General features: G+C 71.5%; 27 protein-coding genes and 2 pseudogenes. 12 read left to right on the top strand and 17 right to left on the bottom strand.

The genetic code is table 11. The features are described 5' to 3' along the window. The first annotated feature begins 4 nt into the window (after positions 1-4). On the top strand, positions 5-517 hold the full coding sequence (locus ACFWM7_RS12370; RefSeq protein ID WP_383258871.1) for a hypothetical protein: 513 nt from the start codon (positions 5-7) through the stop codon (positions 515-517). A gap of 43 nt (positions 518-560) precedes the next feature. Here the strand turns inward: ACFWM7_RS12370 and ACFWM7_RS12365 are convergent, their stop codons facing one another. Both ACFWM7_RS12365 and ACFWM7_RS12360 read right to left on the bottom strand, forming a co-directional pair. Further along, the gene (locus ACFWM7_RS12365) at positions 561-950 is read right to left on the bottom strand and encodes an SRPBCC domain-containing protein (RefSeq protein ID WP_383258868.1); all 390 of its coding nucleotides are present in this window, start codon (positions 948-950) and stop codon (positions 561-563) included. Between the two features lie 80 nt (positions 951-1030). Then, positions 1031-1648: pseudogene (locus ACFWM7_RS12360) on the bottom strand (CGNR zinc finger domain-containing protein); the annotation flags it as partial. Between the two features lie 22 nt (positions 1649-1670). Between ACFWM7_RS12360 and ACFWM7_RS12355 the strand changes: the two are divergent. Both ACFWM7_RS12355 and ACFWM7_RS12350 read left to right on the top strand, forming a co-directional pair. Next, positions 1671-2165, top strand: a complete 495-nt coding sequence (locus ACFWM7_RS12355) for a VOC family protein (protein WP_383258865.1) — start codon at positions 1671-1673, stop codon at positions 2163-2165. Between the two features lie 228 nt (positions 2166-2393). Further along, on the top strand, positions 2394-2792 hold the full coding sequence (locus ACFWM7_RS12350) for a winged helix-turn-helix domain-containing protein (RefSeq protein ID WP_383258862.1): 399 nt from the start codon (positions 2394-2396) through the stop codon (positions 2790-2792). Between the two features lie 88 nt (positions 2793-2880). Here the strand turns inward: ACFWM7_RS12350 and ACFWM7_RS12345 are convergent, their stop codons facing one another. The 4 genes from ACFWM7_RS12345 to ACFWM7_RS12330 form a co-directional block, all read right to left on the bottom strand. Further along, positions 2881-4038: a methyltransferase domain-containing protein gene (locus ACFWM7_RS12345; RefSeq protein WP_383258859.1), complete on the bottom strand. Its 1158-nt coding sequence runs from the start codon at positions 4036-4038 to the stop codon at positions 2881-2883. Then, complete coding sequence (gene tgmB, locus ACFWM7_RS12340; RefSeq protein WP_383258856.1) at positions 3959-4984, bottom strand: ATP-grasp ribosomal peptide maturase; 1026 nt, start codon at positions 4982-4984, stop codon at positions 3959-3961. Before tgmB ends, ACFWM7_RS12345 begins: the two co-directional genes overlap by 80 nt. A 1-nt stretch (position 4985) precedes the next feature. Next, entirely contained in the window at positions 4986-5219 is a 234-nt protein-coding gene (gene tgmA / locus ACFWM7_RS12335) for a putative ATP-grasp-modified RiPP (RefSeq protein WP_383258851.1), read from the bottom strand. A gap of 144 nt (positions 5220-5363) precedes the next feature. Then, positions 5364-5912: a hypothetical protein gene (locus ACFWM7_RS12330; RefSeq protein ID WP_383258848.1), complete on the bottom strand. Its 549-nt coding sequence runs from the start codon at positions 5910-5912 to the stop codon at positions 5364-5366. A gap of 141 nt (positions 5913-6053) precedes the next feature. Between ACFWM7_RS12330 and ACFWM7_RS12325 the strand changes: the two genes are divergently transcribed. Beyond that, positions 6054-7379, top strand: a complete 1326-nt coding sequence (locus ACFWM7_RS12325) for a tetratricopeptide repeat protein (RefSeq protein WP_383258845.1) — start codon at positions 6054-6056, stop codon at positions 7377-7379. 117 nt (positions 7380-7496) lie between these two features. Here ACFWM7_RS12325 and ACFWM7_RS12320 read toward each other — a convergent pair. From ACFWM7_RS12320 to ACFWM7_RS12305, 4 genes and pseudogenes are all read right to left on the bottom strand, one after another. Next, positions 7497-7988 (bottom strand): annotated as a pseudogene (locus ACFWM7_RS12320) (hypothetical protein); the annotation flags it as partial. A gap of 813 nt (positions 7989-8801) precedes the next feature. Further along, the gene (locus ACFWM7_RS12315) at positions 8802-9233 is read right to left on the bottom strand and encodes a hypothetical protein (RefSeq protein WP_383258842.1); all 432 of its coding nucleotides are present in this window, start codon (positions 9231-9233) and stop codon (positions 8802-8804) included. Positions 9234-9238: 5 nt separating this feature from the next. Beyond that, complete coding sequence (locus tag ACFWM7_RS12310) at positions 9239-9646, bottom strand: hypothetical protein (RefSeq protein WP_383258839.1); 408 nt, start codon at positions 9644-9646, stop codon at positions 9239-9241. After that, complete coding sequence (locus tag ACFWM7_RS12305; RefSeq protein ID WP_383258836.1) at positions 9643-9903, bottom strand: hypothetical protein; 261 nt, start codon at positions 9901-9903, stop codon at positions 9643-9645. The genes ACFWM7_RS12310 and ACFWM7_RS12305 overlap by 4 nt, the downstream gene beginning before the upstream one ends. Positions 9904-10011: 108 nt before the next feature. On the opposite strand from ACFWM7_RS12305, the gene ACFWM7_RS12300 reads away from it, so the two are divergent. The 6 genes from ACFWM7_RS12300 (at position 10012) to ACFWM7_RS12275 (ending at position 13797) form a co-directional block, all read left to right on the top strand. After that, on the top strand, positions 10012-10848 hold the full coding sequence (locus ACFWM7_RS12300; protein ID WP_383258902.1) for a Scr1 family TA system antitoxin-like transcriptional regulator: 837 nt from the start codon (positions 10012-10014) through the stop codon (positions 10846-10848). Next, positions 10845-11054, top strand: a complete 210-nt coding sequence (locus ACFWM7_RS12295) for a DUF397 domain-containing protein (RefSeq protein ID WP_383258833.1) — start codon at positions 10845-10847, stop codon at positions 11052-11054. Before ACFWM7_RS12300 ends, ACFWM7_RS12295 begins: the two co-directional genes overlap by 4 nt. 17 nt (positions 11055-11071) lie before the next feature. Then, positions 11072-11281: a DUF397 domain-containing protein gene (locus tag ACFWM7_RS12290; protein WP_383258831.1), complete on the top strand. Its 210-nt coding sequence runs from the start codon at positions 11072-11074 to the stop codon at positions 11279-11281. 167 nt (positions 11282-11448) lie between these two features. Beyond that, on the top strand, positions 11449-11925 hold the full coding sequence (locus tag ACFWM7_RS12285; protein ID WP_383258828.1) for a MarR family transcriptional regulator: 477 nt from the start codon (positions 11449-11451) through the stop codon (positions 11923-11925). 87 nt (positions 11926-12012) lie between these two features. Beyond that, positions 12013-12894 (top strand): HAD family hydrolase, encoded by an 882-nt coding sequence (locus ACFWM7_RS12280; protein ID WP_383258825.1) that lies wholly within the window; start codon positions 12013-12015, stop codon positions 12892-12894. A gap of 144 nt (positions 12895-13038) precedes the next feature. Beyond that, on the top strand, positions 13039-13797 hold the full coding sequence (locus ACFWM7_RS12275; protein ID WP_383258897.1) for a calcium-binding protein: 759 nt from the start codon (positions 13039-13041) through the stop codon (positions 13795-13797). Positions 13798-14150: 353 nt separating this feature from the next. Here the strand turns inward: ACFWM7_RS12275 and ACFWM7_RS12270 are convergent, their stop codons facing one another. Beyond that, positions 14151-14549, bottom strand: a complete 399-nt coding sequence (locus tag ACFWM7_RS12270) for a MerR family transcriptional regulator (RefSeq protein ID WP_383258822.1) — start codon at positions 14547-14549, stop codon at positions 14151-14153. Between the two features lie 64 nt (positions 14550-14613). Here ACFWM7_RS12270 and ACFWM7_RS12265 point away from each other — a divergent pair, with 64 nt between their 5' ends. Continuing rightward, entirely contained in the window at positions 14614-16164 is a 1551-nt protein-coding gene (locus ACFWM7_RS12265; RefSeq protein ID WP_383258819.1) for an MFS transporter, read from the top strand. Here the strand turns inward: ACFWM7_RS12265 and ACFWM7_RS12260 are convergent. Both ACFWM7_RS12260 and ACFWM7_RS12255 read right to left on the bottom strand, forming a co-directional pair. Further along, positions 16161-16916, bottom strand: a complete 756-nt coding sequence (locus ACFWM7_RS12260) for a DUF1838 family protein (RefSeq protein WP_383258814.1) — start codon at positions 16914-16916, stop codon at positions 16161-16163. The two genes, ACFWM7_RS12265 and ACFWM7_RS12260, sit on opposite strands and share 4 nt — an antisense overlap. 86 nt (positions 16917-17002) lie before the next feature. After that, entirely contained in the window at positions 17003-19117 is a 2115-nt protein-coding gene (locus tag ACFWM7_RS12255; RefSeq protein ID WP_383258811.1) for a SpoIIE family protein phosphatase, read from the bottom strand. Between the two features lie 210 nt (positions 19118-19327). On the opposite strand from ACFWM7_RS12255, the gene ACFWM7_RS12250 reads away from it, so the two are divergent. Then, the gene (locus ACFWM7_RS12250) at positions 19328-20686 is read left to right on the top strand and encodes a serine/threonine-protein kinase (protein ID WP_383258809.1); all 1359 of its coding nucleotides are present in this window, start codon (positions 19328-19330) and stop codon (positions 20684-20686) included. A 7-nt stretch (positions 20687-20693) separates the two neighbouring features. Here ACFWM7_RS12250 and ACFWM7_RS12245 read toward each other — a convergent pair whose 3' ends face one another. From ACFWM7_RS12245 to ACFWM7_RS12230, 4 genes are all read right to left on the bottom strand, one after another. Next, entirely contained in the window at positions 20694-21701 is a 1008-nt protein-coding gene (locus ACFWM7_RS12245) for a hypothetical protein (RefSeq protein WP_383258808.1), read from the bottom strand. 96 nt (positions 21702-21797) lie between these two features. Continuing rightward, the gene (locus tag ACFWM7_RS12240) at positions 21798-22388 is read right to left on the bottom strand and encodes a TetR/AcrR family transcriptional regulator (RefSeq protein ID WP_383258806.1); all 591 of its coding nucleotides are present in this window, start codon (positions 22386-22388) and stop codon (positions 21798-21800) included. Positions 22389-22624: 236 nt separating this feature from the next. Beyond that, on the bottom strand, positions 22625-23536 hold the full coding sequence (locus ACFWM7_RS12235) for an ABC transporter permease (RefSeq protein WP_383258803.1): 912 nt from the start codon (positions 23534-23536) through the stop codon (positions 22625-22627). After that, entirely contained in the window at positions 23523-24464 is a 942-nt protein-coding gene (locus ACFWM7_RS12230; RefSeq protein ID WP_383258894.1) for an ABC transporter ATP-binding protein, read from the bottom strand. The genes ACFWM7_RS12235 and ACFWM7_RS12230 overlap by 14 nt, the downstream gene beginning before the upstream one ends. Between the last annotated feature and the right edge of the window lie 3 nt (positions 24465-24467).

The raw sequence follows: 24467 nt of genomic DNA, 5'->3' as shown, positions 1-24467 counted from the left end.
CCGGATGGGGACTGTCCTGGGGGCCATGAGGAACGTGCGCTGGCACGAGTTGCAGCACGCGTACGGCTCCGCGTCCCAGGTTCCCGGCGTGCTGTCGCGGATCGCCTGGGGCGACGCGCCCTCCGCGGACGAGGCGCTCAACGATCTGGAGCGGTGGATCGGCACCCCGCCCGTCTTCGACTCGACGGCGGCGACGGTGCCGTTCCTCTGGGAGCTGGCGGCGACGGACACGGTCAGGGACCGGGCGGGCGTGCTGGACCTGCTCGCCACGATCCTGGCCGCCGGAAACCCCGAGCACCCCGCGTGGACCCGCGCCGCGCACGAGGCGGTGGCGGAGGGGCGCGCCACGGCCGTTCGACTCTCCGCCGTGCCGGACGCGCCCGGCGCGCCGTGCGCACCCGAGGCCGGGGGCCAGTCCCCCGCCCAGGCCGTCCGCACGGCGGCCACGCGTCTGCTCGCCGCGATCGACCGGCACACCTGCCCCGCCTGCGCCACCCCTTCCCCGGGCGAGGCGTAGAACCCCCGGGTAGCCAGGCCGGGTCGGATCGGGTCGAGTCGGGTCAGGTCAGCTCGGCCTCGACCCGGTCCATCACGTTCTTCCAGTGCGTACGGCGCTCCTCGCGCTCCTCGGCGCTCGCCAGGCGCTCCTGGTGGAAGCGGAGCACGGTCCGGTCCTCGGAGCTGCCGGGCGTCACGGCGACCTGCACGGTGGAGGTCCCGTGGGTGAGGCGGACCCGGTCACCGGGGCGGTAGCTGCGGATCTCGCCCTCGACGCCGTCCGCCGTACGGTACGGGGCGCCCTTCTCGGTGGGCAGCGGGCCGTCGAGGCCGAGCCACAGCGCGGCGCCCTCCGGTCCGGCGACGAAGTCCCACACGGCGGTCAGCGGTCGGCGGATGGTCCGGGAGACGCCGATCTCCCAGCCCGCGTCCTGCGTGAGTCCGGTCGGCATGACGGATCCCCTTCGTCTTCGTTGGTCGGCGTTCGTCGGTTGACGGCTTCACTCGCCGGAGGCGGGGGGCCGGGCGGGATGAGCCGGGCGCGGTGGGCCCGGACCTTGTGCCGGTTGCCGCAGCGCTCCATCGAGCACCAGCGGCGCTTGCCCGGGCGGGAGGTGTCCACGAACAGCAGGCGGCAGTCGTGCGCGCCGCAGGCGCGGATCCGGTGGGCGTACGCCCCGGTGAACAGGTCGACCGCGTCGCGGGCGACGGTGGACAGCAGCCCGGTCCCGGTGGCTCCGGGCGTCCAGGACCGCTCGCCGCCCACGGTCAGCCGTGACGTCAACGACGGCCGCGCCGCCGCGTCGTTGAGGGTGGCGAGGTCGTCCGGGTCCGGGGGCTCTTCCCGCACCCGGCCCTCCGTAAGCCGCCAGAGCGCATCGCGCAACGCCCGCGCGTCCGCCACCTCCGCCGCGCTCACGGCCAGCCCCCCACCCGAGCCGGAGCCTTCGCCGAGCCCGCTCGGCAACCGGCTCTCCTCCGCCCAGCGCACCAGGTCCGCCGGCTCGTGCAGCACCTCGAAGTACGACAAGGGGCCCGGGCCCCCGGTCGGCAGCAGCTCCAGACACAGCGCGCCCGGATCGAACCGGAACGAGCTGCCGTCCGGATGCCGCAACAACAGCCCCGGCGTGTCCATTGCCCTTCCGCTCATGTAACTACTATAAACGGTTTCCATGACAGAGACGCCGACACCGACACAGCCACAGCCACAGCCACGGCCGCAGCCGCTGTCCTGGAAGCTCGTGATCGACAGCGCCGACCCGCACGCGCAGGCCGGATTCTGGGCGGAGGCCCTGGGTTATCTCGTCGAGGACAACAGCCCGCTGATCGAGCAGCTCCTCGCGGCCGGGGCCGTGCCCGAGGCCATCACGACCCACGCCCACGGCCGCCGCGCCTGGCTCGACCTCGCGGCGGCCCGGCACCCGGACGACCCGTACGACGAGGTCAGCGGTACGGGGCAGGGGCGGCGGCTGCTGTTCCAGCGGGTGCCGGAGCCGAAGACGGTGAAGAACCGCCTCCACATCGATGTGCACTCAGCACCGGGGCAGCGTGACACGGAGGCGGAGCGGCTGGCGGCACTGGGCGCGCGGGCGCTGCGCACGTACGACGAGCAAGGCGGGAGCTGGATGGTGATGACGGACCCCAACACACGTAACAACCAGTTCTGAGGATACCCGCACGTCAGCGCCAACGACAGAGCCCCGCCCGGCAGTTGCCGAACGGGGCGTTTTGTTGTCTGTGCGGGGCACTACGGGGCCCGTAGCTCGTCCTCGGGGGTCGGGCCCGCCCCGAGCTTCACCGCATGGTCAGGGCACGCGTAGAGGGTCGTCCCGGGGCCGCTGTTGCTCTGAATCCAGCGGACAGGGATCGGGGCGCGGGTCAGCTCGCGGCACTCGATGCAGAGCGCTACGTGTCCCGCGAGGAATTCCGAAAACAGCTCGTCGGCGGTCACGCTGCCACCCGCTCACGGTGCACGAGCGAGCCGAGCGGCATGGTCGGGTGGTCGTAGTCCACGCCGATCCGGGCAAACGCTGCGGCGTAGCTCCGCTCCCGTTGCGGGACGGCCGTATCAGCAGATCGCGGCAGAGATCATCCGGGATATCGAGTCAGGCACCCTCGCCGTGGACCGCCCGATCCCCTCGGAGTCCTCATTGATCCAGCGATGGGGCGTGGCGCGGGACACCGCCCGTCGTGCGGTGCGGCACCTGCGGGAACTCGGGTACGTCTATACCGTGCCGCAGCGAGGCACCTACGTACGCGACCGGAGCGAGGATGAGCGCCAGGACGACGCGTAGCCCCGCCCGTGCGCCACGCAGGACGACGCGTAGCCCCGCCCGTGCGCCACGGGGGCAGCACACGGACGGGGCCGGGGTCCGCGTGGGGTCAGATGGAGAAGCGCCATGAGTCGTCCGGGGACAGGAGATAGCTGCCCTGGGGGGAGAGTTCCGCGCGCATCGAGTGGAGAGAGAACCGGTTGTGCTCCTCCCAGGTGCGGCGGACGCGTTCCAGGTCGTCCCAGAGTCGGCGAGGGCCACCCTGGTGCAACAGGGGTGAGGTTCCGTCCTCGGCTCGGGCCCATGAGCCGTCCGCAGCGAGCAGCCATACCACGCGCCGCCCGTCGTCCGGGTAGGTAGCTGCGCGGGTCTCGACCCCGGGGGTGTCCAGCTCGAACAGCCACCGGAGCGGCCATTCCTGCCACAGGTCGGGAATTGCTCCCTCGGGGGGCCGTACGTCCTCGCCCTCACGTACGCGGGCGGTCACGAATACGTCGTCCAACTTCCCCGGGTAGTCCGCTTCCCGCCGGGCTTCCATGAACGTGGCGGGGTCGGGCTGAACCGTCCCTCGCGCGATTCCGTCCGTGCCCATGTCCGCCGTGATCAGTAGGGCGGTGTGGGCGATGGTCGTAACGACTCGTCCCCCGGGGCGGAGCGCGCGGAGCCACGTCGGGGGGACCGGCCGCACAGAGACGGTCGCCATGATGCGGTCGTATTCGGACTCGGGGAGATCGCCGGTTGCGTCGATGGCTTCCAGCCGAGGGGTTCGTCCGAACGCCGCGAGACGCTTACGGGCAGCCTCGACCAAGTACGGGTCCACGTCCACGCTCGTCACTTTGTCGTCCCCGAAGCGGCGCGCGAACAGAGCGGCGGAGTACCCGGAGCCCGTACCCACGTCGAGCACGCGTTGACCGGGCTGCACGTCGAGCCGATGGGCCATGGACACGATGAGCCCCGGCAGGGTGCTGGACGACGTGGGGTCGCCCTTTCCGTGCTCGCCCGGGGCCGCGTGGTCGGCGTGGGTGGGGCCGACGCGGGTTACAAGCGTCTCGTCCGCGTAGGCAGCGTGCAACAGCTCGGCGGAGTCCTCGGGCGGGTTCACCAACTCCCATTGCTGCGCGGGGCTGTTGGGGATGCGCTGCCACCAGCGCGGGACGAGCTTGTGACGGGGGGTGTTGCTGACGGCTTCATGCCATCCGGGAGCGTTCGCGGTCACCTTGTCGGCGAGGGCGCGGGCGGCGGCGGTCCATGTGGGCGCTTCGGTCATGCGGTCTCTCCTTGTAGTGCGTCGCCCCCATGGCTTCAACGAGCGGGACACCGGCTTTGACGGCGAGCCAATGCCACTGACCGTTGGGGTTCACCTCGAAGAAGACCCAACGGCCGTCCGGGGTGACGGCGAAGTCCAGCGCGCCGAAGAACAAGCCGAGTTCGTCCATGAGCCGGCGGACCCCCTTCTCAACCTCGGGGGGCAGGTCGACCACCTCGTACGTGTGAGACTGGTAGTCGGTGCGCCAGTCGAGCTGTGCGGCCTCGCTGCCCGCGTGGATGGCTACGGGGAACATACGGTCCCCGATCACGGTCAAGCGCACTTCGTACGCCTTTTCCACGCGCTCTTGGAACAGGTGGGCCGTGCCGCTTACCCCGTCGTCCACGTGGTCCGCTGAGACGAGCGCCACAGGAAGGAACTGACGCTCTCCCCCGGGGCCGAGCACGCCCCCACCGAGCCCCTTGTAGACAACCGTGTCATCGCCCATGAACGTGCGGGCGTGCTCGGGGTCCGACGTGATCACGGAGCGGGGCACGTCGAGCCCGCAGCGGACAGCAACGGCGAGTTGAACGGGCTTGTAGTTCGCGGCAGCGTCTCGCGAGGGGTGGTTGATCCAGCGCACGGGCAGCGAGCCGAGCACGCCGAGCAGTCCCGAGCGCGCTTCCGAGACCGCGAGGGCGCGAGCGTGTCCGGGCCAGTCGTCAGGGGTCCGGAACTCATTGGGGCGACGCCACCAGACCGACTTAACGGATTCCAGGCGGACCGTGCGGGAGCCAGCGAGGGGGCCCGTCCAGCCATCCCCCGTGAGGGAGACGGCCAGACGGGAAGCGGTCGGAAAGTCGGCAGTGTCGTACCTGACGACGGTCTCCCCGCGCTTCACCAGCTCCTCAACCACTGCATCGGCCGTGAGGTCTTCCCGGCCGGTCAGGATGAGGATGGATGCCATGTCAGTACAGGTCGGTTCCGGAGTCGGAGCCGGGGGCCGAGCCGTCGCCGTTGCTGGTCTCGGTCTGCGTCTCGGGCATCTCCGCCGTGATCGCGTGCCACGGGTTGCCCTCGGCCGAGACGTTGAGCTGCAACCCCTCGCTGTACGTGATGACGGGCGCTTCGTTGTTCGACGGCGGGGGCGAGACCAGGTGCCGGACCCCGAACGGGACGGACGTAACCGTTGCGGTGCTCATTCTCTGTTCCTCCTAGGTGGTTGGTGTGGTGCATCTGGAGCCGGTCGGCTGCCGACCGTCACGCATACAGCCGACCGGAGTTGGGCCCGCCCCCTGCCACAGAGCAAGTCATGTAGCGGGGGCGGAGTTGGGGGCCCGCGCTGGTCACAGAAAGGGGGTGAGCCAACCCGACGTGCGACGGGCCTTCCTGTGGCTCGTGCGACCAGGGCGGGGGCATGTGGACTGTCCGTCAATGGCGGGCAGTGTCGGGCTGGACTCGGGCGAGGGCACGGCCACGGGCCACACGGTCAAGGTGAAGCGGCATCCCTTGTCGGGGATGACCGTGGAGAACGGGGCACCTTCCTTGAGCTGGTCCCGCGCGGCCTGGTGCTCCTCATGGTCGAGACTCCAGAACCGCTGTTCCGTGGGGCTGTCGGGCTTGGGCACGGTGTCCACGCGCATCCACGGCTTGACCCACGCCGAGCGTTCCGGGTCCGGGTCGAGCCGGTCCGCGATGCGCGCGGCCTCGCCCTTTAACCACCGCAGCGCGAGTTTCGGCGAGATCGTCTGGAAGGTACCGAGGACGTACAGGACTGTCTCGCGCGTCCCGTACACCTCCCCTTCCGCAAGCACTTCGCACCAGTAGGCCCGAGCCGGTATTCCCTCACTGGACCGCTCGGGGTTCCCCGTGGCCGTTCCTGCGTGCTTCTCCATGTCCGGGCCCTCCTTGCGGTGTCATCCCTTGCGGTGGCCGTGCTCGCACTAGGCAACCGTCCGACCACGCACAGCGGTACCGTTGGGAAGAGGGCGGGAGTTAAGAGCGTTAAGCAGTCAGAGCACGGGAGTTGGGGACCAGTGACGACACGACAGCCGAACGCCGGACTTGAGCGGCTGTACCGCGAGAGCGGGTGGACCCTGCGGCAGTTCGCTCAAGAGGTCAACCGCATCGGAACCGAGCGCGGAACCCCCCTGAAGTACCAACAGCCCTCAGTCCACCAATGGTTGAGCGGACACATGCCGAAGGAATCTGTCCGACCGCTGATTCTCGAAGCGCTCGCCCGGAGATTACTCCGGCCCATCACACACGCGGAGGCGGGGTTCGCGGCACCCCCAGAAGAGTCCAGCAGCCACCCGACTACCGTTGAAGGGCTGGTAGACCTCGGGAGGCAAGACATGGACCCCTCACGCCGTAGCGTTCTCGGCGCAGGGTTGTTTTCTGTTGCACTCGCCATTCCGGACTGGCCGGACGTTATCGGACGGATGGAAGCCGCCCAAAAGGGGCAGACGCAGCGCATAGGAATGCCCGACGTAAACATGATCATTTCCATGACTGAACGCATCTCCAGCCTCGATGATCAGTTTGGTGGTCGCCATGCGCGACCCATGGCGGCTGCCTTCCTTGTTAACACCGTTGCACCCTATCTACGGGCAGATGCTCCCGAACCTGTTCGCAAAGCGATGATGGCCGCCGCGTCGGACCTGTGTTACCTGACTGGATACATGGCGGTGGACGAAGGAGTCCACGGGCTAGCCCAGCGCTATTACCTAAAGGCGCTGGAACTTGCGGGGGCGGCTGAGGATCATTTGACCTATTGCACCACGCTTCGAGGTATGAGTGTGCAGGCTGTGGATTTGCGGCACGGGCGACATGCAGTGCGTCTCGCTGACGCTGCCGCAGCAGCTTCCCCCAAGGCGGGGCCGCGGATGCGGGCATTCCTTGCTGGCCAACAGGCTCACGCTAGCGCCCAAACGGGAGACCGGTCTAGCTCTCTGATGTACCTTCGCGAAGCGGAAGTAGCCGTAGAAAAGGCGGAATCCCGTTCCAAGACGTTCGGGTCCTACAACTCTTCGACCCTTGCTTATCATATTTCCCAGGTCCGATTCGAACTCGGCGATATTCCTGGCAGCGTAGAATCCCTGCAAGCGCATTTCCGTCTTCGCGATTCCAGTGATAGTCGGAGGTCAGCAATCCGTTTCAGTTTCATGCTCGCCGAACGGCAACTAGGAATAGGGCATCTTGAAGCGGCTTGTGAGACCTGGGAGAAAGCCTTGGAGGAAGTTCCCACTATCCATTCCGGAAGAGTAGACGAGCAGGTAGCGAAAATCGCTCCCCTTCTGCGCCCGTACCGATCGAACTCGACAGCACGAGACGTCTATGAACGATCCATTGAAGCCGCTTGACCCGAGTGACATGAAATGAAAATTCCCCGCACCCGCCACCCTGATATGGGTAGCAGGTACGGGGGTCTGGGTTTTTTCGGGGCTCCACCGAAACGGCTTAATGAGGTTGCGAAGCATCCGGATAATGACAGCGGGAGTCCACTTGAACACGTCACGCACGACGTGCGACCCCTTGGCCCCGCCGGTCTTCCCGCCCTTCTCGCGCTCCATCTTCACGGCCCAGTGATCGCGCGGGCTCGGGATGCTGTCGGCGTTCAGCCCCACGGCGATAGCCGAAACCGTCGCCCCCTCCAACAGCTCACGGACGATCCGTTCAATGACCTCCTTCAGGAACGCGTCGGTGATGCCGAGCGGCACGTCGAAGTACCAGGCGATACGGGTGATGTCGTACGGGAGGGTCGAGAGCACGGCCACCCAGACCGCCCGGCGGCCCCAGGCGCGCAGCCTGACGGGGTCGCTCCGACGCCCCGATCCGTGCGGGGCCCGGCCGCAGTGGACGCACCGCCCGCCGGTGCGCCGCTGGTACGCGAGCGTCGCGGCGACCCACAGCAGCCCGCCGATGAAGACGATCAGCAGGTTCCCGCGGTGCCAGTAAAGGATGTCGCCCATGTCCTGCGGCCCCGGCACCCCGGTGAAGACGAACACGAGCAGCACCGGCGAGAAGGCCAGCAGGCCGAGCAGCGAGTAGTTGGGGATCAGGAGGGTCAGGGCGATACCGGCCGCCCACCCGTAGCCGAGCAGGGTCTTACGGACCCGACCGGTGCCGATCCTCTTCAGCATCAGCAGTCCGGCGACCACGCCGAGGGCGCAGAACACGGCCAGCACCGGGGCGACCACCTCGGCCCGGCTCGGCTCCAGGATCGACCCCGACGAACGGTCCTCGTCGACCCGCCGGAAGGGGTAGCCGTCGCCGCCCAGGGCCCAGTACAGCGCAGCCACCCCGTAGAGCGCGGACCACACGACCGCCAGATGCCCGGCCAGATCCGGCCACCGGGACCACCACCGGAACCGATGGCGTGACACGACATGCGGAGCGGCCCTCCCGGAGGCATCGACAGGCATGTCGCCGGGCGTTTCGGCGGACGTTTCTGTGACGGTGTCGGACATGACGAACTCCCCCTGGTCTCGCGGCATCTGTATCGGTCGTCGCAAGATCAAGGCTGTCGCGCGGGGCCCCCTTCGTACATCTGCCGATCGGCAGAGAGCCGCGGCGGAAGACCGTCGGGCAACCTCCCCGGACGGTAGATGCGCCATACAGGAAAACGACGTACGGCCGAGAGAGCAGGAACGCGATGGACGAGCACCTGGTGAGAGCTTTCAGGTGGGCCGCTCGTGTCGGCGCCGCCCTCGACCACGCGAACCAGCGCACCGGCGTCGGGACGCTCACCGGAAGCCCCGGAGCACCGTCAGCCGCAAGCGGAGCTAGGTGGCTCCGCCGCCTTCCCGGTCGCGCCGTACGTCCTCCCTGATCCGCTCCGCCATCAGGTCGGCGAGCGGATCCGTCACGTCCCAGGAATGCGCGGCCGGGTGCCGGTCGTACAGCACACAGGCGTCGCCGTCCTGCACGGACAGCCGGTGAATCACGGCCGGGCACGGAAGCAGCTCGGCGAAGCGGAACTTCCGGCGTCCGTCGCCATCGGTCCAGAACATCCACAGGTCACGCCCGCCGGAGGCCGACACCGACGGGAGCTGGGCCGCGTGCTCGACCGTCTCCTCGTGCTCGCCGAGCTCGCACAGCAGAAAATCGTCCAGTTCGGGGGCTTCCGTCGCCTCGCCGGGCTCGTCCTCCAGACCCATGAGCGCGACCCGCGCGCCCATCTCGGGGAGTTCGGTGAAGGCGGTGCACTGCAACATGGCGCTCATCCTTGCCGGTGAGAAGGGGAAGGGGTGCAGGCGGCGGCCAAGGGGCGCATGACGAGCCCGTACCAGGACGCGGCGTCCCGGGCGACGAATTCGTACGGCAGCCCGTCCGCTAGCCGCTCCAGCGCGTAGTCGTGCTCACGGAAACTGGTTACCCAGAAACGGAGTTCGGCCGGTGCGTCGCGCAGGCCGGCCGCGCCGACCGGGTAGAGCGCGCGGCTCGGAACCCAGGGGGTGTACGGGTCCGGATCGAGCGCGTCCGCGAAGCGCCGGGCCTGCCGCCGCAGCCATCGGAGGGCCAGCCGCCGCGTCGGTACGAGGACGCCGCCGAGCCGGACGGACCGCGTCGCGTCGCCGCCGTGGCTCTCGGCGACGTACCAAGTGAATTGCCGGTGACGGGCGTTCACAGAACCTCACCCCTGCTTCGGGCGTTGAGGCGGGCGGTCCTGGCCCGGAGCTGCTCTATGAGGAGCGCGGGCCGGACCCGGTGCGGCTCAGCCTCCCACTCAGCCCCGCCGCCCACCGGGCGAAGCGACCAATAGGGGCCGGCAACCCCACGGAACTCGCCCACGCGGTCACCGCGTGCGGTGTCCACCATGAGCGCTCCGAGGGCCGGGAGGTCGGGAGGCTGCTGCGCGTTCGGGCAAACGTTCTCGCCGTACACCTATCGCTCCTCTCTGTAGCCGTATGACTACCGGGGCGATTCAGCGTGACCTACCGTGAGGAGTCATTCAACTTGCCTATTCGGCACGGAAGATCGGGGGCGGGGCCGGTGAACATCAAGGATTTGAACCCGGAAAGCTCCGCGCAGGCAGCCTACGGTGCACGTCTGCGCGAGTTACGGGAGAAGCGAGGCTGGACGCAGGAGGAGCTGGGCAACCACAACGGCTACTCCAGCACGCACATCTCGTCCGTGGAAACTGGTCGCAAACTCGCGACCTTGCGCTTTTCGCGTAGTACGGACCGGGCGCTGGGCCTCACCGGCACCGAGGCATCGTTCGAGCGCGAGCTGAGCCAGATCAAGCACGGCAGCCTGCTGGAGGGCTTCCCGGAGTTCCTCAACTACGAGCGCCGGGCGGCGGAGATCCGGCTGTACGAGGTCGGCGTCATCCCGGGGCTGCTCCAGACCCTGGAGTACGCGACGGTCCTGGCGGACAGCGTCATCAGGCGGCAAGTGATCACCGCGGACCAGGCCCAGGAGCGGGTCGCTCTGGTCGCGGAACGTCAGGCTGCCCTGGTCCGGGAGAAGCCGCCGCTGGTCTTCGCGCTGCTGGACGAGAGCTGCCTCCTCCGACCGGTCGGCGGGCCGGAGGTCATGAAGGCGCAGATGGACCGCCTCATCGAGTTCGCCGAGCAGCACAACACCGTGATCCAGATGGTGCCGTTCACCATGGGAGAGCACCGCCCGTTCAGCCTGCCGATTACCATCCTGACCCTGCCGGACCGCTCGCTCATGTCGTACGCGGAGTCGGCGCAACAGGGCTATCTGGAGCGCGAAAGTGGCTCGGTGGTGCAGCATCTGACGGCCTACCATCAGATGCAGGCCTTGGCCCCCTCCCAGGCCGCATCCGTAGACATGTTCAGGCAGTTGCGAAAGGGCACCCCGTGACAACCGAGACCCCCCGTTGGTTCACGTCCTCCTACAGCGAAAACGGCGGCCAGTGCGTCGAGGTCGCCACCAACCTCGCCGCCCCGCACGGCATCGTCCCCGTCCGCGACTCCAAGAACGCGACCGGCCCGAGCCTGAGCGTTCAGGCCGACGCATTCACCGCGTTCGTCGTGGGCATCAAGTCCGGAGAGTTGCAGCACCCGTAACTACGGAAGGGCCCCCCGTGACAACCGAGACCCCCCGTTGGTTCACGTCCTCCTACAGCGAAAACGGCGGCGCGTGCGTCGAGGTCGCCACCAACCTCGCCGCCCCGCACGGCATCGTCCCCGTCCGCGACTCCAAGGACGCGACCGGCCCGGTCCTCACCGTGCCCGCCGCCGCGTTCACCACCTTCGTGGCGGGCGTCCGGGCCGGCGGCTTCGGCACCGCCTGAACCGCGCGACCCGACAGAGCAACAGCCCCACCGTGCGAGCACGGTGGGGCAGCTCCACGCCGAACCTCCCCCTTGCCCTCAACCATGCTTGAGGTCCTACGGTCGTTGTCTGTGAGGCCCGCGCCATCGCGCGGGCCTCGGATCGCACCACCGAGGGAGCATGCGTCATGTCGAATCAGGAGCAGCAGCAGCTCAGCGACGCCGAACTCGCCGGACAACCCGCCGCCTACTGGACCGGTGTCGCTTACGAGGCGCTGATCGCGTACACCCGGGAGCGGCAGGCCGAGAAGGGCTACACCCAGCCGCAGTTCTGGCTTCTGCGCAATCTGTCGGCGAACGACATCTCACCCGACGGCGCAGGGATGACCCTCCCCGAGCTCCAGCAGGCCATGGCCTCGTACATCCGGCCCGAGGACGACCTGGCGGTCGAGGCCGAGGGGCTCGTGGAGCGCGGATGGCTGCGACGGGGCGGGGAAGACAGGCTGCGGATCACGGAGGCGGGGGAACAGGCGCGCCTCGACCTCAAGCGCAATGCTCCCGCCATCCGCGCCGCGCTCCACGAAGGAATCCCCGACGCGGACTACGTCACCACGGTGAAGGTGCTGCGGCAGCTCATCCGTAACGCCGGCGGGGCAGTGGACTGACAACGGCCCCGCCCAGGTCATGGAACGGCCCGCCCCACCCACCCCTGGCGGGCAAACAGCTGTTCGGGCCCTTCTAGGCTGTGGCCCATGCCCACGCCCCCCGCATACGCCCTCGTCGCCACGGACCTGGACGGCACCCTGCTGCGCCCGGACAACACCGTGAGCGCCCGGTCCCGCGCCGCGCTCGCCCTCGCCGCCGCCGCGGGCGCCCGGCACCTGATCGTCACCGGGCGGCCCGTCCCCGGAATACGGGCGCTGCTCGCGGACCTGGCGTACACCGGGCTCGTCGTCTGCGGCCAGGGCACCCAGCTGTACGAGGCCGACGCCGACGCCGACGCCGACGCCGACGCCGGCCGGCTGCTGCGCTCCGTCGCCCTGGACCGGGAGGCCGCCGACACCGCGCTCGGCAAGATCGAGGCGGAGGTCGGGGCCGTCTTCGCCGCCGTGGACCAGGACGGCGTGGACGGGGTGACACTGATCGAGGCCGGGTACCGGATGCCGAACCCCACGCTTCCCGCCCAACGCGTCACCTCCCGGGCCGCGTTGTGGGAACGGCCCGTGATCAAGGTGCTGGTGCGCCACCCGGTGCTGGGCGACGACGAGTTGGCCGCCGTCGCGCGCGGGGCCGTGGGCGATCTGGCGACGGTGACCATGGCGGGGCCCGGCACGGTGGAGCTGGCCCCGCGCGGGGTGGACAAGGGCACGGGGCTGGCGGCGGCCGCCGAGCTGCTCGGGATCGGGGCCGGGCGAACCGTCGCGTTCGGCGACATGCCCAACGACCTGCCGATGTTCGCCGGTTCGGGCCGCCGGGTGGCCATGGGCAACGCGCACCCGGAGCTGCGCGCGGCGGCCGACGAGGTGACGCTGTCGAACGCGGAGGACGGGGTCGCGGTGGTCCTGGAGCGGCTGTTCGGCACCGGAGCCGCACCGGTCGACACCGGGGTCGCGCCGGACCCTAGCTTGGTCTAGACCAAGGCGGGTAGGCTGCCGTCACGATCGTGGCGCCCCACCGCCACGCGTACCGCTTGACATGCACCTGCCTCAGCCTGCTCCACGCGGGCGGGCGGGAAACCCCCACGGACCCACCGAGGAGCTGTCGTGAAGCGCAAGAGGATGCCGGCCGTAGTGACCCTGCTCGCCACCGGCCTCGCCGCGGGCCCGGTGATCGCGGCGCCCGCCGCCTCCGCCGCCACCGAGGCGAAGGCCCGTATCGGAGCCGACTGGGCGAAGCAGTCGATCACCTTCACCGCCGCCCCGGGCCAGGTCAACGACCTCCACGTGGTCCCGATGGACCAGGGCGACGGGGTCCGGCGGATCGGCTTCCGGGACGCGGTCCCGCTCCAGCCCGGCGACCACTGCACGTACCTGGAACCGGGCGTCGAGACGTACGTCGTCTGCCAACTGCCCACGGACAGCGCCCGGCCGGACCGGATCGACGTCTTCCTCGGCGACGGCGACGACGAGATCGCCACCAGCGACCCCGGGGTGGCCACCGTCAGCGGCGGCCCCGGCGACGACATGCTGCACGCCCACACCGCGCACACGGTCCGGGGCGACGAGGGCGACGACATGGTCATGGGGCGCGTCGTCCTCGACGGCGGCGACGGCATGGACCACCTGATGGCCGTCGAAGGCGACCAGTGGCTGTGGGGCGGCCGGGGCGACGACATGATCGAGGCCTACGACGGCAAGGACGTCGTGTACGCGGGCCCGGGCGACGACCACGTCATGGGCGGGGACGGCGACGACATCCTGCTCGGCGGCTCCGGAGACGACATGCTGCACGGCGAGGACGGCGACGACGTGATCGTCGGCGGCACCGGGAAGGACACGACCGAGGGCGGTCCCGGCCGGAACATCACGCTCCCCTAGAGCCCGGGCCCGGCCCACCCCTGAGCCCGCCGGCCCGGGCGGGGCCGGGCCCCGCCCGCCAGCCGGGCCAGGGCCGGGGCCACACGCCCGCCCGGGCCAGGCCGGGCCTACGCACCAGCCGTGCCGGGCCGGGGCCACACGCCAGCCGCGCCGGGGCCGGAGCTACACGCCCGCCCGGGCGGCCGGGCCTACGCACCCGCCGCGCTGAGCCGGGGCCACACGCCAGCCGGCCCAGGCCGGGCCTACGCACCAGCCGTGCCGGGGCCGGAGCTGCACGCCCGGCCGGGCCCGGCCGGGTCTACGCACCCGCCGCGCCGGGCCGGGGCTACGAGCACGAGCCCCCCGCCCCGGGCCTACGCCCCGACCGCCTCGTCACAGTCCATCGCCACGTCCGCCCCCGCCGGGGCGGGCCTGGCGATGATCGTGTTCAACATCGTTCGCGCGGCGGCGAGTTCGTCCATGGCGGCCGTGATCCTGTCCCGTTCCCTGACCAGGTCGTCCAGCAGCTCGGGGCAGGCGACCGCGAGTTGGCCGTCCGCGTCGACCATGCACGGCAGGACCTCGGCGATGGTCACCGTGCCCAGACCGGCGGCGAGCAGCGTGCGGATATTGCGCACCGTGTCGACATGAGCGTCGCTGTACTCGCGGTAGCCGCTGGGCCGGCGCAGCGGACGCAGCAACTCCTGCTCCTCGTAGTACCGCAGGGCCCGTTCGCTGACTCCGGTCAGCCGGGACAACTCGCCGATACGCATGTAATGACCAGCCCCCGAAAGCGAGTTGACTCTGACGCCGACGTGAGGGTTTAGCTTACGCGGCATGTCAACGGAAACAACAAAAACGCTGCACACGCCCACCTCCCCACCGCCGGCCGGGGCCCGGGAATGGCTCGGTCTGGCCGTGCTCGCACTGCCCACCCTGCTGCTCGCCATGGACGCCACCGTGTTGTATCTGGCCGTCCCGCATCTGAGCCTCGCCCTCCGCCCGAGCGGTGGCGAACTGCTCTGGATCGCCGACATCTACGGCTTCATGATCGCCGGGTTCCTGGTCACGATGGGCACGCTGGGCGACCGGATCGGGCGCCGGAAGCTCCTGATGATCGGCGCCGCCGCTTTCGCCGTCGCATCGGCGCTCGCCGCGTACGCCACCAGCCCCGGGATGCTGATCGCGACGCGCGCGCTGCTCGGGGTGGCGGGGGCGACCTTGATGCCGTCCACTCTCGCGCTGATCACCAACATGTTCCGCGACCCGAGGCAGCGCGGCACGGCCATCGGCGTCTGGGCCACCTGCTTCTCGGCCGGTGTCGCGCTGGGGCCCGTGCTGGGCGGGGTGCTGCTCCAGACGTTCTGGTGGGGCTCGGTCTTCCTGCTGGGCGTGCCGGTGATGCTCCTGCTTCTGGTGACCGCCCCGGTGCTGCTTCCCGAATACCGCGAGCCCCGGGCGGGCCGGCTGGATCCGGCCAGCGTCGTGCTCTCCCTCGCCGCCGTCCTGCCGGTCGTCTACGGGATCAAGGAGCTGGCCGAGGGCGGTCCCGCGCTGCTGCCCGTCGTCCTCCTGGCCGCCGGTCCGGTCTTCGGCGTGCTGTTCGTGCGCCGCCAGTCCGGGCTGGCCGATCCCCTGCTCGACGTCACCCTGTTCAGGAACCGTTCGTTCAGCGCCGCCCTGGGGATCCAGCTGTTCAGCATCACCGCCATGGGCGGCGTCTACCTGCTCATCACCCAGTACACGCAACTGGTGGAGGGGCTCTCGCCGCTCACGGCGGGACTGTGGCTGCTGCCCGCCGCCGGGGCGCTCGTCGTGGCGTCCACCCTGACGCCGGCGCTGGCCCGCAAGGTGCCCGCCGCATACGTCATCGGGGCCTCGCTGGCGATCTCGGCGGTCGGCTATCTGATCCTCACCCAGGTCGACGGCGCCGGAGGGCTTCCCGTCCTCGTGGCCGGCTTCGTCGTCGTCTACCTGGGCATCAGCCCCATGTTCGTACTCGGCACCGAGCTGATCGTGGGGTCGGCCCCGCCCGAGAAGGCGGGGTCGGCCGCCGCGATGTCCGAGACGAGTACCGAGCTCGGCGTCTCCCTGGGCGTCGCGGTCCTCGGCAGCGTGGGCACCGCCGTCTACCGCGACCGGATGACCGGCGCGGCCCCCGCCGAGGTGCCCGCGCCAGAGGCCGGATCCGCCCGCGAGAGCCTGCCCGACGCCCTCGCCGTGGCGGAGGATCTCCCCGACGGGCTGCACGGTCTCCTGCTCGAACCCGCCCGCGCCGCGTTCACCGACGGCCTGAACGTCGTCAGCGGGATCAGCGCCCTGCTCGTCGCGGCGCTGGCGGTCCTGGCCGTGGTGCTGCTGCCCCGCACCCGCCCGGACCGGTCCTAGAGCTTGCCCTGGGGCGGGTGGAGCTTGCGGAAGTACGTCCAGCTGGTCTCGTTCGGCTCGCTCCACGTCTCCGGGGCGTGCGCGAACTCCGGGTGGTGGGCGTCAATGTAGGCCCGGGTGCGTTCAGGGACCTCGGTGTACGCGCCGAGCTTGCGGCCCCGGCAGTGGAAGGTGAGACCTCCGGGCCGCTGCCCCCGGGCCATCCACGGCAGCCACGGGGACATCCGGCTCCACGACATGGTGGCCGGGACGCCGGGCGCCGGGCCCGCGAGGTCGGCGCGGTCCGCGAAGAACTGGAAGAGCTCCAGGGCCTGGTAGGTGTCCCCCGCCGAGTGAACCGGGTACTGGGCCACCGGCAGCGGCGACGGGTAGGCGAGCGGGATCTCCAGGCTGAAGCAGAGCTGATCCCCGAGGTCGGTCGTCGGGATCGGGAAGGGACGCCACTTCTGGTTCGCCGGGTCGTTCCAGACGTGCACCACCGGCAGGTCCTGCCAGGTCTCCAGGATCTCGCGGCTGACGGGATCCAGGTAGAACGCGGCCTCGCGGGTGAGCAGTTGGTACGCGTCCGGCCCGGCGTCCGGGTCCTGGACCAGGCGGGCGACGTTGAGGCCCTCGAAGCCGAAGACCCGCTGGTAGGGCTCGTCGGGGGCCCAGGAGTAGACGTCTCCGGACCACCAGTACGTGACCTCGTCGCCGTCGAGGGAGGCGCGGGTGCGGGCGAAGGAGCGGAGCAGCTCAGCGGGTGTCGTCATACGGACCACTGTGCGCGATCGGCGGGCGCGGTGGGCGCGATTCACCCCGCCGGGGCACCGGAGCCGCCGGAGCCGCGCGGCCGCCCTCAGGTCTCCGACAGGTCCTGCTCGGTCCACAGCACCTTGCCGTCCGGCCCGTGGCGCGCCCCCCAGTGGGAGGCGAGGCGGGAGACGATGAACAGGCCCCGGCCGCCCTCGTCGACGGTCCGGGCGTGCCGCAGGTGCGGGGCGGCCGTGGAGCCGTCGTGGACCTCGCAGGTGAGCGTGGAGTCCAGCAGAAGGCGCAGCCGCAGCGGCGGGGTGCCGTAGCGGACGGCGTTGGTGACGAGTTCGCTGACGATCAGCTCGGTCGCCTCCACGGTGTCCTCGTCCAGCCCCCAGCCCTGGAGCCGGTCGCGCACCAGCACCCGGGCGGTGGCGGGCGTCGTGGCGTCCTGGGCGAGGTCCCAGGTGGCGACGAGGTGGTCGGAGACGGTACCCGTACGGGCCAGGAGCAGGGCCGCACCGGCGGCGCGGGTGTCGTCCGGCAGCGCGTACACGATGTCGTCGCCCAGTTGCTGGAGGCTGCGGCCCGGCCGGGCGAGGGCCCGCGTGATGCGTTCGGCGGCGCGGTCGCCGGAGAGCAGGTCGGCGGTGCAGAACGCGAGGAGGCTGCCCTCCTCCAGGGTGACGGTGGCGGGGGCGAAGAGGGCGCTGTCGGCGGAGAAGAGGCCGGGCCCCTCCGGTACGTCGAGGGCGACCGCCCGTCCGTCGGGGCCGACGATCAGCGGCGCGGGGTGCCCGGCGCGCGCGACGGTGCAGGTGCGGGTGAACGGGTCGTACACCCCGTACACGCAGCCCGCGCTCAGGGGTTCGCCGTGGAGTGCGTCGGCGGGCGGCAGGGAGGCGCGTTCGTGGGCGAGGCGGTCGGCGGTGTCCTTGAGCCGGGCGAGGACCTCCTCCGGCTCCAGGTCGAGGACGGCCAGCGCCTGGATCACCGTACGCAACTGGCCCATGGCGATGGCCGACTGGAGGCCCTCGCCCGCGACGCCGCCGACGACGAGCGCGGTGCGGGCGCCGGACAGGGCGATGGTGTCGAACCAGCAACCGCTGTCCCGGCCGGGCAGCAGGACGTGCGCGGTGTCGACGGCGGCCTGCTGCCGCTCGGCCTGCGGGAGCAGCCGCCGCTGGACCGTCGAGGCGATGACGTGCTCGCGCTCGTAGCGGCGGGCGTTGTCGATGCCGAGGGAGGCCCGGGTGGCCGCCGTGACGGCCAGGGACACGTCGTCCTCGTCGAAGGGCTCGGCCGTCCCGCAGCGGTAGAGGCTGACCAGCCCGAGGACCGCGCCCCGCAGGGTGAGGGGCACCACGATGAGGGAGTGCGCGCCGGTCTCCGCGACGGCGCGCGCCCCGTCCGGGTCGGTGCCGAGCCACGGGGTGTCGGGCCCGAGCGGGACGAGCCGGGCCCGCAGGTCGGCAGCGGCGAGCGCGTACGGCGTAAGGACGGGGAGGTGGCGGGTCGTGCCCGCCGAGCGCGCCCGGGCCCCGCTCCCGCTCTCCGCCGTGTCCCGGGCGGCGTCGCACCGGCCGCTCGCGGCGCGGCGCAGCGGGGTTCCCGGCGGCAGCGGGCCCACCGGCGGCTCGGCGCCGCGCAGGATGTCGTCCACGACCTCCACGACGGCGAGGTCGGCGAATCCGGGTGCCAGGGCGTCGGCGAAGGCGCGGCAGGTGGTGGCGACGTCCAGGGAGCCGCCGACCGCGTCCCGCACGGCGGCGAGCGCGGCTTCCCTGGCCCGGGCCCGTTCCCGCTCGGTGACGTCGACGACCGCGACCAGCAGGCCGAGGGCGGGGGCGTCGGGGCCGCCGGGGCCGTCCAGGCGGTAGGCGGAGACCAGGAACACCCGGTCGCCGGGGATCCGCCGCAGCCGGCCCCGCACGAGGTGGTCGCGCGCCGGTCCGTCACCGGCCAGCACCCTCTTCATGAGCTCTTCGGTGCCGTCCGGGTCGTCGAGCCGGAACGCTTCGGTGAAGCGGCTCCCGAGGTACTCCCCGGTCTCCACGCCTTCGACGAGCGAGTTGGCGCGGACGAGCCGGAGCCGCGGGTCGAGCACGACGAGGCCGACGGCGGACTGCCTGAACAGCACCGCGAGAAGCGCCTCGTCGAGACCGCCTCCTGGCCGCGCGGCCCTCCCGGGCCCGGCCGGGTTCTCGCTGTCCGACACGGCTCCACCCGCCCTCCGGCTCCGGCGCACCGGAGCCGGGCCGGCACGCGCCGGACCAGCATCACCCGCAGCGCCGGGGGCGGCCACCGGTGGGCGGCAGGGGTGTGACGGGCGGACGCGGACGCAGGCGTGACACCGCGCCAGGACTGTCGGGCCCTGCGTCATACTGAACCGCCGAAACACGCCGAAGCACAGGGGGGCGTTCAGCGCATGGAGCACGGGGCGGACGGCAGCGGCCTGCCGGAGCGGATCGGCGGGTACGCCGTGGAGCGGGAGTTGGGCGCCGGGGGGATGGGCACCGTCTATCTGGCGCGCTCCCGCGGCGGGCGGGCGGTGGCCGTGAAGGTGGCCCGGCCGGAGCTCGCGGGCGACCCGCACTTCCGGGAGAGGTTCCGCGCCGAGGTCGCCGCCGCCCGCAGCGTGGGCGGCTTCCACACGGCCCCCGTGGTGGACGCGGACCCGGATGCGGCGGCGCCCTGGCTGGCCACGGCGTACATCCCCGGGCCCACCCTCTCCGCGCTCCTGGAGGCCGAGGGGGCGATGGACGAGGCGCGGCTGCGGGGGCTGGGCGCGGCGCTCGCCGAGGCGCTGGCGGCGATCCACGGCTGCGGGCTGGTGCACCGCGATCTCAAGCCCGGCAACATCATCATGGCGCCGGACGGGCCCCGGGTCCTGGACTTCGGCATCGCCCGGGCCCTGGAGTCGACCCGGCTCACCGCCACCGGCGTGGCCTTCGGCACCCCGGGGGTCCTGGCGCCCGAGCAGGCGCAGGGGCTGGAGGTCGGCGGCGCGGCCGACGTGTTCGCGCTGGGTGCGGTGCTCGTCGCGGCGGCGGGCGGCAGCGCGTTCGGGGCTGGTACGCCGATGGGCCTGATGTACCGGTCGGTGCACGAGCCGCCGGACCTGGCCGCCGTGCCGGAGGGGCTGCGGCCGGTCCTCGCGGCATGCCTGGCCAAGGACCCGGAGGAGCGGCCCACGCCGGCGGGCCTGCTGGACCTGTTCGTACCGGACACCGTGACGCCCCCGCCCGCCGCGGCGTACGCCCCCACGGTGGCGGTGCTCCCACCGCCACCGTCGTACGCCCCCTCCAGCGCCTTTCCGCCGCCGCACCGGCAACCGTCGTACACCCCGTCCAACGCCTTTCCGCCGTCGTACCAGCAGCAGACCCCGCCCCACTTCCCGCTGCCGCACCAGGCCACGCCCAACGGCCCGCTGCCGTACCCGGCCCCGTCCGACTACCTCCTGCCGCACCAGGCCGCGACCGGACTCACCCCGTTCGGCGGCGCACCCGACGCCGACGCCGACCTCTCGTTCGTGGCGGTCGGCCCGGGAAGCTCCCTCCTGATCGACCCCACGGGCATCACGCTGGGCCCGGAGGGCGCGGAGACGCACTACACCTGGGCGCAGATCCGCACCGTGACGTACGCGGCCGAGGGCCCCAAGCACCTCCAGGTCGTCGTCCACCTGCACCACGGCACGGCCCACCCGTGCGTCATCGCCGCCCGCAGGAAGTCCCGCCTCCAGGAGTGGCTGCAGGACCTGCCGCTGATCCTGGAGTGCTTCCTGTAGGGGGCGGTCAGGCGGCGGGACGCGTCCGTAGCCAGTACGAGCGGGCCGCGACGACCAGGGCGACGCCATAGACGGCGAAGGCGGTGATCCCGGTCCAGGCGACCAGCAGCGCGTCGCCCTCGGAAGCGAAGTCGCCGCGCCCCATCGTCACCGCGCCACCCGTGACCAGGGCCAGGTAGCCGACCCCGACGACGCCGTACGGGGCCAGCGTGGCGGCGCCGAGCAGAGCCGGGGCGAGCGGGAGCCAGCGCGGTACGCGTCGGCCGCGGAGGAACGGCGTCCAGCGCGGAAAGACCTGACCCCAGGGGCGGACCAGGCCCCACAGCAGGAACACGCCGAGCAGGGCCAGCAGGGCGGTCGGGTCCAGGCCCCAGGACTCCAGGGCGAGGAAGATCCCCGATGCGCCGTTCCGCTCCGAGACGGCGAGCATCTCCCCGCCGGTGACCCCCGCGAACGTGCCGCCGGAGGCCCAGTACGTCTTCATCGCCGCGTAGGGCAGAAACGCCAGCGTGCCCGCCCAGGCCGTGAGTTGGGCGGACCGTGGGGCGGCGGACGGCTTCGGTGCGGCGGTGCCGGTGGGCACGGCGGCCAGGCGGTCGGAGCGGGCGGTGGCCGCGAGCAGGACGGCCCCGACCGCCGACAGGGCCTTGTTCGCGGCGGACGCCGGGCTGTCCACTCCCTGGCCGACCATCAGCGTGATCACGTCCATCAGCAGACCGAAGGCGATGACCCCGGTCAGCCCGCAGACCGACAGGAGCAGCACCCGCAGAGCCGGCCGCATCCCGTACCGCACCACCGCCGCGCTGATCAGAGCCGCCGTCATGCCCACCGCCACGACCGCCCACGCCGGCCCGAGGCTCGTCCCATCACCCCTGATGTGGAGCAAGGGGGTTCCGCTCAGCACGCACGCCAGGCCGAAACCGGCGTACGCCACCGCCCACACCAGCGCGGCCCGGCCCGCCCGGTGCGGCCATGGCCGTTGCTGCCGCCAAGTGTTCATGTCACGGGTACTCATGCACTGAACGTCGCATCGACCGCGACCGGTGACATCGACCGCCGGACCGATCCCCCTCCCCCGCACGGGCGAGAGCCCCGCCCCCAGGAACCCGCCTCAGTACCCCGGCGCCCGCAGCGAGCGCAGTACGTGGTCCACGAGGGTGGCGATCGTCTCCTCGTCCTGGACGGGCTTGCGCAGCACATGGCGGTAGTAGACGGGGCCGTACAGCATCTCCACGGCCAGCGGGAGGTCCGCGCCGGGCGGGATCTGGCCCTGGTCCTGGGCGCTGCGGAGGCGGCCGATCGCTTCCTCTACGCGGGGGTCGACCAGCTGCTCCCGCAGTTGCTGGGCCAGCAGGTCGTCGTGGTGCAGCTCGGAGAGGATGCCCGCGTAGGCGGGGCCGAACGGCGGGACCGAGAGCAGTTTCACCGCGCCGGCGACGTGGGAGCGCAGGTCGGCGCCGATGTCGCCGGTGTCCACGAACGGGGTGGCGTCGATCAGGGCGTCCGTGAACGCCTCCAGCAGGACCGCGCCCTTCGACGGCCACCAGCGGTAGATCGTCTTCTTGCTGACCCCGGCGTCGGCCGCGATGGCCTCTATCGTGACGTGCCCGTACCCCCGCTCCGTACACAGGTCGAGAGCGGACCGCAGGATCGCGCGGCGTGATCGTTCGCTACGTCGCACACTGCTCGGCGATGTGATCATTCGGTGAGCATAGGGGGGTTCCAGCCAATCTCTTGTTGACATCTCGTCGCCAAAGACCGCACCATACCCAGGCGGAAACGGAACGTACCGTGTCGTGTCGTTCCGGTGGTCCGCACCGTTCGTGCCGTTCGTGCCGCGACGAGCCGATCGGGGGACGGCTCGCCCGGCCGACGGCGCGTGCGGCCCCCGCCGATCCGATCAAGCCAGACCCCTTGCACCCGCTCCCGGGCGCTCTCTCAGTCCGTGACGTCCTTGGCCGTGAAGCGCGCCCAGGCCGCCGAGCCGAACACCGCGACGTACAGCCCCTGCAGCTGGAAGTTCTTGATCAGGTCGTCCCAGTGGACGGGTTCGCGCAGGACATCGGCGAACGACATCCAGTAGTGCGCGAACAGATACGGGTGCACACCGCTCAGCTGCGGAATGCTGTCCAGGATCTGCACCGTGATCAGCAGTCCGACGGTGGCCGCCATCGCCCCGATCCCGCTGCCGGTCAGCGTCGAGACGAACAGCCCGAGCGCGGCGAACCCGGTCAGGGAGACCGCGACGACCAGCGCCGTCAGTCCCGCCCGCACCAGCCCCTCGCCGATACCGATCCGGGTTCCGGAGATCGTGGTGACCTCGCCCACCGGGAACAGCAGCGCCCCCACCGCCAGCGCCGACGCCGCCACGACCAGGGTCGCGACCAGGCAGAAGGCGAGGACGGAGGCGTACTTCACGAGCAGCAGCCGGGTCCGGCCCGCCGGGGCCACCAGCAGATAGCGCAGGGTGCCGCTGCTCGCCTCGCCCGCGATCGCGTCACCCGCGACGACGCCGACGGCCATCGGCAGGAAGACCGGCAGCGTCGCGGCGAGGGCGGCGAAGACGAGGAAGACGCCGTTGTTGGTGACCTGGGCGAGGAACGCCGGACCTGCCCCGCCGTCCGGGCCGCCCGCCCCGCCCCCGCCTCCGCCGCCGGTCTCGATCCGGACCGCGATCCCGATGAGGACGGGGACGGCGGCCAGGACGCCGAGCAGGGCGTAGGTGCGGTGGCGGCGCAGCAGCGTGGTGATCTCGGACCGGAGGAGGCCCAGCGTCCACAGCGGACTGCGGGAGCCCCGCGAATCGCTGGGAAACGCCCGTTCAGCCTGCGACTTCTCAGCCTGCGACATCGAATCCCTCTCCCGTGAGTGCGACGAAGGCGTCCTCCAGCGAACCCCGCTCGACGCCGAAGAACCGCACCCGCACCCCGCCGCCCACCAGCGCCGCGTTGAGGTCGGCGAGGTCCACGGCGGCGGGCGGGGCGTCGGTGGTCAGCCGGTCGCCGTCGGCGCTCAGGCCGGTGAGTCCGTGCTCCTTGAGGATGCGGGCGGCGTTCCCGGGGTCGGGGGTGGTGACGGCGAGCCGGCCCCGGGCGCCCGCGGCGAGGTCGGCGACCGGGCCCTGGACGATGAGCCGGCCCCGGGCCATCACCGCAGCGTGCGTGCAGACCTGCTCGATCTCGTCCAGCAGGTGGGAGGAGAGGAACACCGTGGTGCCCTCGGCCGCCAGCTCCCGGACCAGGAGACGGATCTCGCGCATGCCCTGCGGGTCGAGGCCGTTGGTCGGCTCGTCCAGGACCAGCAGCCGGCGCGGCCGCAGCAGGGCGGCGGCGAGCCCGAGGCGCTGCTTCATGCCGAGCGAGTACGCCTTGGCCTTCTTGGCCGACGCGGCGGCGAGCCCGACCCGTGCCAGGGCTTCGTCGACGCGGGCGCGGCGGGTGCGCGGGTCGGCGGTGGGGTCGGCCCGGTCGTACCGCAGGAGGTTGTCCCGGCCGTTCAGGAAGCCGTACAGCGCGGGCCCCTCGATCAGCGCGCCGACCTTCGGCAGCACCGTACGGGCGGCCGCCGGCATCGGGCGGCCGAGCACCTCGGCGGTGCCGGACGTCGGGTCGATGAGGCCCATCAGCATCCGGATCGTGGTGGTCTTCCCGGAGCCGTTCGGGCCGAGGAAGCCGAAGACGCTGCCGGCGGGCACGGTCAGGTCGAGGCCGTCCACGGCGAGCTGGCCGCCCCGGTAACGCTTGGTCAGGCCGCGGGTGCGGATGACGGGGGCGCCTATGGT

It is taken from the genome of Streptomyces sp. NPDC058375 (assembly GCF_042723425.1).
Lineage (GTDB): Bacteria > Actinomycetota > Actinomycetes > Streptomycetales > Streptomycetaceae > Streptomyces > Streptomyces durocortorensis.
This window is presented reverse-complemented; position numbering and strand designations above follow the sequence as displayed.

Bases quoted from the DNA above. Each gene is read 5' to 3' on its own strand.
- ACFWM7_RS12370 (WP_383258871.1), top strand. From the start codon at position 5: ATGGGGACTGTCCTGGGGGCCATGAGGAACGTGCGCTGGCACGAGTTG.
- ACFWM7_RS12365 (WP_383258868.1), bottom strand. From the start codon at position 950: ATGCCGACCGGACTCACGCAGGACGCGGGCTGGGAGATCGGCGTCTCC.
- ACFWM7_RS12355 (WP_383258865.1), top strand. From the start codon at position 1,671: ATGACAGAGACGCCGACACCGACACAGCCACAGCCACAGCCACGGCCG.
- ACFWM7_RS12350 (WP_383258862.1), top strand. From the start codon at position 2,394: ATGCAGAGCGCTACGTGTCCCGCGAGGAATTCCGAAAACAGCTCGTCG.
- ACFWM7_RS12345 (WP_383258859.1), bottom strand. From the start codon at position 4,038: ATGACCGAAGCGCCCACATGGACCGCCGCCGCCCGCGCCCTCGCCGAC.
- tgmB (WP_383258856.1), bottom strand. From the start codon at position 4,984: ATGGCATCCATCCTCATCCTGACCGGCCGGGAAGACCTCACGGCCGAT.
- tgmA (WP_383258851.1), bottom strand. From the start codon at position 5,219: ATGAGCACCGCAACGGTTACGTCCGTCCCGTTCGGGGTCCGGCACCTG.
- ACFWM7_RS12330 (WP_383258848.1), bottom strand. From the start codon at position 5,912: ATGGAGAAGCACGCAGGAACGGCCACGGGGAACCCCGAGCGGTCCAGT.
- ACFWM7_RS12315 (WP_383258842.1), bottom strand. From the start codon at position 9,233: ATGTTGCAGTGCACCGCCTTCACCGAACTCCCCGAGATGGGCGCGCGG.
- ACFWM7_RS12285 (WP_383258828.1), top strand. From the start codon at position 11,449: ATGTCGAATCAGGAGCAGCAGCAGCTCAGCGACGCCGAACTCGCCGGA.
- ACFWM7_RS12280 (WP_383258825.1), top strand. From the start codon at position 12,013: ATGCCCACGCCCCCCGCATACGCCCTCGTCGCCACGGACCTGGACGGC.
- ACFWM7_RS12275 (WP_383258897.1), top strand. From the start codon at position 13,039: ATGCCGGCCGTAGTGACCCTGCTCGCCACCGGCCTCGCCGCGGGCCCG.
- ACFWM7_RS12270 (WP_383258822.1), bottom strand. From the start codon at position 14,549: ATGCGTATCGGCGAGTTGTCCCGGCTGACCGGAGTCAGCGAACGGGCC.
- ACFWM7_RS12265 (WP_383258819.1), top strand. From the start codon at position 14,614: ATGTCAACGGAAACAACAAAAACGCTGCACACGCCCACCTCCCCACCG.
- ACFWM7_RS12260 (WP_383258814.1), bottom strand. From the start codon at position 16,916: ATGACGACACCCGCTGAGCTGCTCCGCTCCTTCGCCCGCACCCGCGCC.
- ACFWM7_RS12250 (WP_383258809.1), top strand. From the start codon at position 19,328: ATGGAGCACGGGGCGGACGGCAGCGGCCTGCCGGAGCGGATCGGCGGG.
- ACFWM7_RS12245 (WP_383258808.1), bottom strand. From the start codon at position 21,701: ATGAGTACCCGTGACATGAACACTTGGCGGCAGCAACGGCCATGGCCG.
- ACFWM7_RS12240 (WP_383258806.1), bottom strand. From the start codon at position 22,388: ATGATCACATCGCCGAGCAGTGTGCGACGTAGCGAACGATCACGCCGC.
- ACFWM7_RS12235 (WP_383258803.1), bottom strand. From the start codon at position 23,536: ATGTCGCAGGCTGAGAAGTCGCAGGCTGAACGGGCGTTTCCCAGCGAT.